4 protein-coding genes and 2 pseudogenes are annotated in these 5,939 nt (G+C 41.8%); 1 reads left to right on the top strand and 5 read right to left on the bottom strand.

Annotation, left to right across the window (positions count from 1 at the left end; all coding sequences use genetic code 11):
• Positions 1-240: 240 nt before the first annotated feature.
• The 3 genes from AB6D07_RS22470 to AB6D07_RS22460 all read right to left on the bottom strand — a co-directional run bounded on the left by AB6D07_RS22470 (position 241) and on the right by AB6D07_RS22460 (position 2,354).
• A complete protein-coding gene (locus AB6D07_RS22470; protein WP_008224764.1) occupies positions 241-717 on the bottom strand; it encodes an NUDIX hydrolase in 477 nt (158 codons plus the stop codon).
• A gap of 400 nt (positions 718-1,117) precedes the next feature.
• On the bottom strand, positions 1,118-1,720 hold the full coding sequence (locus AB6D07_RS22465) for a trans-aconitate 2-methyltransferase (RefSeq protein WP_017100450.1): 603 nt from the start codon (positions 1,718-1,720) through the stop codon (positions 1,118-1,120).
• A gap of 16 nt (positions 1,721-1,736) precedes the next feature.
• Positions 1,737-2,354 carry a hypothetical protein gene (locus AB6D07_RS22460; protein ID WP_017100451.1) on the bottom strand — a complete coding sequence of 206 codons (618 nt, stop codon included), beginning with the start codon at positions 2,352-2,354 and terminating at the stop codon, positions 1,737-1,739.
• A gap of 179 nt (positions 2,355-2,533) precedes the next feature.
• On the opposite strand from AB6D07_RS22460, the gene AB6D07_RS22455 reads away from it, so the two are divergent.
• Entirely contained in the window at positions 2,534-3,358 is an 825-nt protein-coding gene (locus AB6D07_RS22455) for an AraC family transcriptional regulator (protein WP_017100452.1), read from the top strand.
• A gap of 244 nt (positions 3,359-3,602) precedes the next feature.
• Here the strand turns inward: AB6D07_RS22455 and ltrA are convergent.
• A pseudogene (gene ltrA, locus AB6D07_RS22450) lies at positions 3,603-5,076 on the bottom strand (group II intron reverse transcriptase/maturase).
• A 685-nt stretch (positions 5,077-5,761) separates the two neighbouring features.
• Positions 5,762-5,939, bottom strand: a pseudogene (locus tag AB6D07_RS22445) (glyoxalase); the annotation flags it as partial.

The raw sequence follows: 5,939 nt of genomic DNA, 5'->3' as shown, positions 1-5,939 counted from the left end.
GTTCACTCTTATCGCGGTGAACAGCGCTTCATGCGACTTCACGTCGCACGGACAAAAGTTTGTCAGCGACTTTACTAAATTAGCAATTAATGAATAACTGCAAGTATGGCAAACGGCTTAAATTCAGGAAGTCCAGTATTGTTGATGTAGGTTAGATCGCACAATTTACTTATATAGAGGCATCGGGCTTGTTCAACAATCGGATTAAGCGCTGGCTTCGCAGCGTTAAATTCTTATTTGTTATGCTGCTATCTCACTTAGTTTGATGTACTTTGTTTCTAAAGGTAAATCTAACAAACCTAAACGCAAAAACTCTGGCTTTACATCCACTTCTGGCAACTCGTTCAATGAAAACCACCTAAACTCAAGATCGACGCCAGACTCAATACCACGAAAAGGTTCGTTCAATGGAAATCTATGAGGTTCGCTTAGTTGAACAAAAAAATAGTTAGCGATTTCATGATACTTTTTATTTGCATGTTCAAAGAAACTTTCAACGTGCCAAAGATGCTTCTTAACAGACGACTCTACCCCTAACTCTTCTAGTAGCTCTCGATTCAATGTAGCATCTGAGTTTTCGAAAAACTCAACTCTACCACCGGGAAGCGCCCAAAAAGAATCTCCGACAACTCTATGTAATAACACATGATTATCATGAACAATAACGGCAGCACTTCGAAAGTTAAATCGAGCATCACCTTGATCAAATCTCAACATTTTTACTCCTTGTAGCATAACGCCTTCTATATGACTCTGCGCCGCATTTTACGCCCATATAATGCAGACTTTCACCTATCACTTCAATTTGTAATCAATAAGTTAGTGACCACATTGAGAGGTTAGACTGCTAAGTGAAGCATAATTTCTAGATGTACTGAATTCGGATAACTTTTTGTAGGGTAAATTGCCATTAACAGGATATGAATGAGTTCTTGTTCTAGCTGATAAAGGGGCGTTTCTGAGGTAGAACGTACCACGGGTAAAAATTCAGCCTAGGAAGGCTTTGGACAATTTTGTGTTACGACGACATAGAAAACCTTCTATTCCAAATCACGCGAGTCACCTACAAATAGCTGACAAAGCCCATTAACCCACTACAGATCAATCACTACTACGACTAAAATACTTTGCGTGCGAGAATAGCAAGAGAATCCCCATCTTCGAACTCGCTAAAAACCTTTGCTTCAACCACGTTAAACTCTTGCCCTATTGCTTCTTTCATCTTGGCTAAACTTCTCGGATGAAACAATAGACCATGAGTTGTCTCAGGCGCTTGAATTTTCTGCCAGACTAAATGGAAAACGAAACCTCCAGGTAAAAGCAGCTCAGCTTGACGGCGGAAAGATTGGCGCAATTCAGTATAACTTAAATGATGCATTACTTTATTGGAATATACTGCATTATACCTAGCTTCTGTTTCAATTTTTACTGCATCAAGTATTAAGCTAAGTACATCTGGTAGCCGTTTATTGAGAGTATTCACGAAAGCTGGTGAATAATCAGAGCCTGTAACTCGAAATTTCTGAGCGAGAATTTCAAGATCATTACCAGGCCCCGAGCCTAACTCTAAAACAGAATCCTCAGGAGAAAGAACCTTTGAGAGCATATGCAATTGCTCAGCAGCATTATATCCGTCACACATTTCAGTATATGCCTTCGCATTGTTAACATCGTGATAATAATTCATGCAGACCCCGTCGTTTAATTCGTTGTAACTCATGTGATTTCCTGTATTACTAAATTACTCTTTTAAACAAATATGCAAATGGTGATTTTGTATATGGGATCGCACGACCAGATGCTAATATATTTTCTCGTGTCATGATTTCAGGCCTCTTGGGCTTCATATAGTCCTTAAGATTTTCGTCGTTGACCTCATACACTCCATCGTCTCTTAGAACGACAGCAATCAACTTAAATCTTGGGTCTAAAGCCGTTAAAGCTGCATCTCCATGGCTAGCGTTAACAAGTAAGATCCCACCTATTCTTAAAAGCTCCCCGCACGGTTCTGAAATAAAGCCTGCATAAAGAGATATTAGTAAGTCGAATTCAACTTCGTTTAACTCCAGTGAGCGATAATCACCATGAATAAACTGTATATTTGAGTCTGAGTTCCCTTTGTGCTCAAAAATTATCTGTTTAACAGTACATTCATCAGCAAAAAAATTTGAAGCACGTTTATCAAGATCCACATATGTGACTTCGTTAAAAACGAATGACGGTGAAATGTCCACATAACTACCAGGATAGAGTGTTTTTCGAGGAGTCATATAAGCACTGATCGCCTTAAACAGCTCCCAGCGATCACCTTTGTGTTTATCCTGCTTCTCCCACAAAGCTAAAGTCTTAGTCATTATTTCTTTCCTCTAGTTGTGTAAGCCAAAAATATTATCACCTGAATCTCTTTTAGTTATTTGAGCTACTTGGGTTGTGTGTGGTTAATATATACAAAGACGCTGCGTTGTTTGAGTGCACAGATTGAGATATTATCGGCTGATATTAAGATTGTGTAAAAAACGGTAAGTTGTTATCCATGCTTCCAAAAACACCATTGCCACCCTGCTATGTAATCCATGAGCAAGGCGTAAACAGTGAAAACTCAACCGTGTCAGTAAATCCAGACTATGGTTTGCTCTTTACTACAAAAGGCTCATTTAAAATGGAGCAAAGCTACACTACTCAATCTGTTACTGGCAGCATTACGATTGTCCCTTTCGGAGTGCCATATCGTTCTGTCGCGGGTTGTAATTTAGACTATTGGCTACTTGGTTTCTCTGCTGAAAGCTATGGTTTGAACGAAACGCAAGAGATAATGCGCCCCTTCGCAGAGGTTCGTTCAGGAGGCGCTCCTGTGGCTCATTTAGGTGAACTAGCTCAACAACGTATAACTTCTTGGTTTGAAGCCTTAAAACAAGAAACCAGTATTGAAACAACGATAAGTAATGATGTTCACCGGAGCCTGATTGTATTGATATTAGCAGAAGTCGTTCGTGCGACGACTGCAATAGACAATAAGATCACCAAGTCGCCATTAGTCGGAAAAGCACTACATTATATTCAAAAATACAGCCTTACTCCTATATCCTTAAGTGACGTTGCGTCTGCTGTAGGACGCACATCTCCCCATGTCGCATCAGTTGTAAAGTCAGAAACAGGTTTTACTGTCGGTATGTGGATCACTTCAGCGCGTCTAGCCAAAGCAGCGCAGCTTCTACAATACTCAAATATGTCGGTTGAACAGATTACTACGGAAATTGGGTGGCAAGACACAACTCATTTCATCAGGCAGTTCAAAACGTTCTATGGTACAACACCTTCAAAATGGCGTAATAAGCTAAGAGACAAAAGTGAGCAATGAACATTAGTTGTATACTTCATTTAGATAACAAGGTGGTTAGCCTTCAATGACCTTGATTCTTTGTAGCATAAGAAAAAGTAGGTCAAACGCCAGGTTAGCAAAAAGCTCTCTGAATGCTTCGTAACTTGTTTTGGTCGGGTAGACGACACTTGTTACCAAGTGCCGTCCCCCTAAGAACCCAGCGTGCAACTTTCACTGCACTAGGCTCAAGCCTTCACGAAGGCATCGTTTGATACCCAGCAACTTATAAAGCAGCGAGAGTAGGCTCCTTCCAAGAGTTGCGAGCTTGCCTTTTTGACTTTCTCTTAGCCAAGTATTCTTGGTGTTGAGGGTCATATGGTGTCGCTGCACTTCGGATTTTTTACATGTCTCTCGATCGGTACTTTGGCTATTTGGAAGAGATTGAACTGGCAATCCATATCCATGATCTTCTGCCAACCATGAAAATGCCATTGGCCTTTTCGGTTGACGAAGTATTTAAGGGCCACCCAAGTTTTGGATTTTGTCGGATGACGCCTCACTGCCCAGTACCATAATGCAAGAAATAGCTTATGACCTACATATCCGAATACCTGTTTAGCCACGCAATGGCGATAATAATTAGCCCAACCCCTTAATTTCGGATTTATCAGTTTGATAAGATCGTTTACAGAGGTTGTTGCATGCTTTTTGATGAGTTCGCGCAGATTGCTCAAGAACAGCAATGTGTTAGATTTACTCGGTTTAATGAGCAATTTCCCTTTGTACTTTCTGTGATTGAACCCTAGAAAGTTAAAGCCGTTATCGATGTGTGTAATGTGCGTTTTCTCTTCGGATAATGTTAAGCCTCTTTCCGCTAAAAATTCAGCGATCAACGGTTTGATATCGTTCTCCAACACTTCCTTTGAAGCGCAGGTGACGACGAAATCGTCGGCGTATCCAATGAAATTGGCTCTACTACCCTTTTTGAGGGCCGTAGACTTAATATGCTGCTCAAGTCCAGCAAGAGTCATTAGCATCAAGGTTGGTGATATTATCCCACCTTGCGGTGTTCCCTCATCGGTGCGATAAAACAGACCTTTGTCCATAAAGCCAGATTTTAGCCATTGTTCCAACATTCTCTTATCAATAACGATGTTATCAAGAAGCCATTGATGGCCGATCTTGTCGAAACAAGCTTTAATATCCCCTTCAAGTACCCATTTAGCTGATTTCTTTAATGCCAAACATTTGAAACACTGCCCAACTGCATCGGCAGTACTGCGATTTGGCCTAAATCCATAACTATTAGGGTCAGCAAGCATTTCCGATATAGGCTCTAATGCAAGAAGATGGAGGGCTTGTTGCGCTCTGTCAATCATGCATGGAATGCCTAATGGTCTGAGCTTGCCGTTCTTTTTAGGGATGTAGATACGCTTGAGCGGTTGGGCTTTGTACGCCTTTCGACTCAATTGATTAACTGCTTTTATGCGGCGTGCATCTGTGTTCCAGATGACACCATCTATTCCAGACGTTTTACTACCTTTATTTTGAGATACTCGCCTTACTGCAAGAAGCTTGGCTGAGCGAGAATGGGTTAGTATCCACTGCAAGGCTTTCGCTTTACCGTGTTTACCTTCTCTAGTTGCCTTTGCGATACGCATCTGAAGCTTTAATACATGCGACTCAATAGGTTTCCAGTCGATAGACTGCCATTGAGCACTGTCAGGAGAGGCACTAATCTCTTTAGAAATCATCATTTGCGTTTCTCCTTAAATAAAGTTCTTCAAACTCTCTCGCAACGAAAGACCAGTCGGAAGTGGGCTCACTTTCGTGACCAGACACGAGTCTGTATCTGCATCGTTACAATGCAGCCTTCGCTTTCTCCGACCTCCTTTACCCGCATCACTATCGGCCACAAGGGCTTTCCCATAGGGAGCGATACAGGCTTACCCTGTTCCGTATGTTACGTAAAATGTCAACTTAGATGCCCACTCTAGTGCGGAGAGTACTTTGATCACGAAAGGCCAATGCCCAACTCCTTTCCGACTCTCGTTGCCGTTTTGGCCACAGCGTATTAACCACTTCCGCTGCTTCATCATATGACGCACCTTTAATGGATTCACATACGTTCATCATATTGACTCCCTAGCACTTACCCGAATTGTGGTTTTCAGGAGGAACATCCTCTCACGATTTTGTTCCCACTCAGCCTAACGGCCAAGTTTCGTTACATTGTCAGATCCGCTACTTTATTCAGGATCTTAGGGTCATCTGGTGATACAGATGGTTCACTCTTGTCGTGGTGAACAACGCTTCATACGACTTCAGGTCGCACGGGCACTTTTGAGCTAGAAAGTGCCACGGGTAAAAATTCGACCTATGAAGGTTCTGGACTTAGATGAACCAGCAGTGATGCTGGCTTTTAAGAAAAACAAGGTAACGTTAAGCAAACACTCGCAATCGATGCCCATCAGGGTCTAACGCAACAAAATTGATACCATATACAGACTCTTCGGACTCTTGAGCAAAATTCACTCCTTGCTCTTTCCATTTTTCAAATAAGGTATCTAACTCGGTGCTGTTAATTGCAGGGACAGAAAGTTCAGTCCCGCCACCTCGA

It is taken from the genome of Vibrio sp. 10N.239.312.C11, from assembly GCF_041466065.1.
Lineage (GTDB): Bacteria > Pseudomonadota > Gammaproteobacteria > Enterobacterales > Vibrionaceae > Vibrio > Vibrio tasmaniensis_A.
This window is presented reverse-complemented; position numbering and strand designations above follow the sequence as displayed.

Excerpts from the sequence above, each read along its gene's own strand:
- AB6D07_RS22460 (WP_017100451.1), bottom strand. The coding sequence starts at position 2,354 with ATGACTAAGACTTTAGCTTTGTGGGAGAAGCAGGATAAACACAAAGGT.
- AB6D07_RS22470 (WP_008224764.1), bottom strand. The coding sequence starts at position 717 with ATGTTGAGATTTGATCAAGGTGATGCTCGATTTAACTTTCGAAGTGCT.
- AB6D07_RS22465 (WP_017100450.1), bottom strand. The coding sequence starts at position 1,720 with ATGAGTTACAACGAATTAAACGACGGGGTCTGCATGAATTATTATCAC.
- AB6D07_RS22455 (WP_017100452.1), top strand. The coding sequence starts at position 2,534 with ATGCTTCCAAAAACACCATTGCCACCCTGCTATGTAATCCATGAGCAA.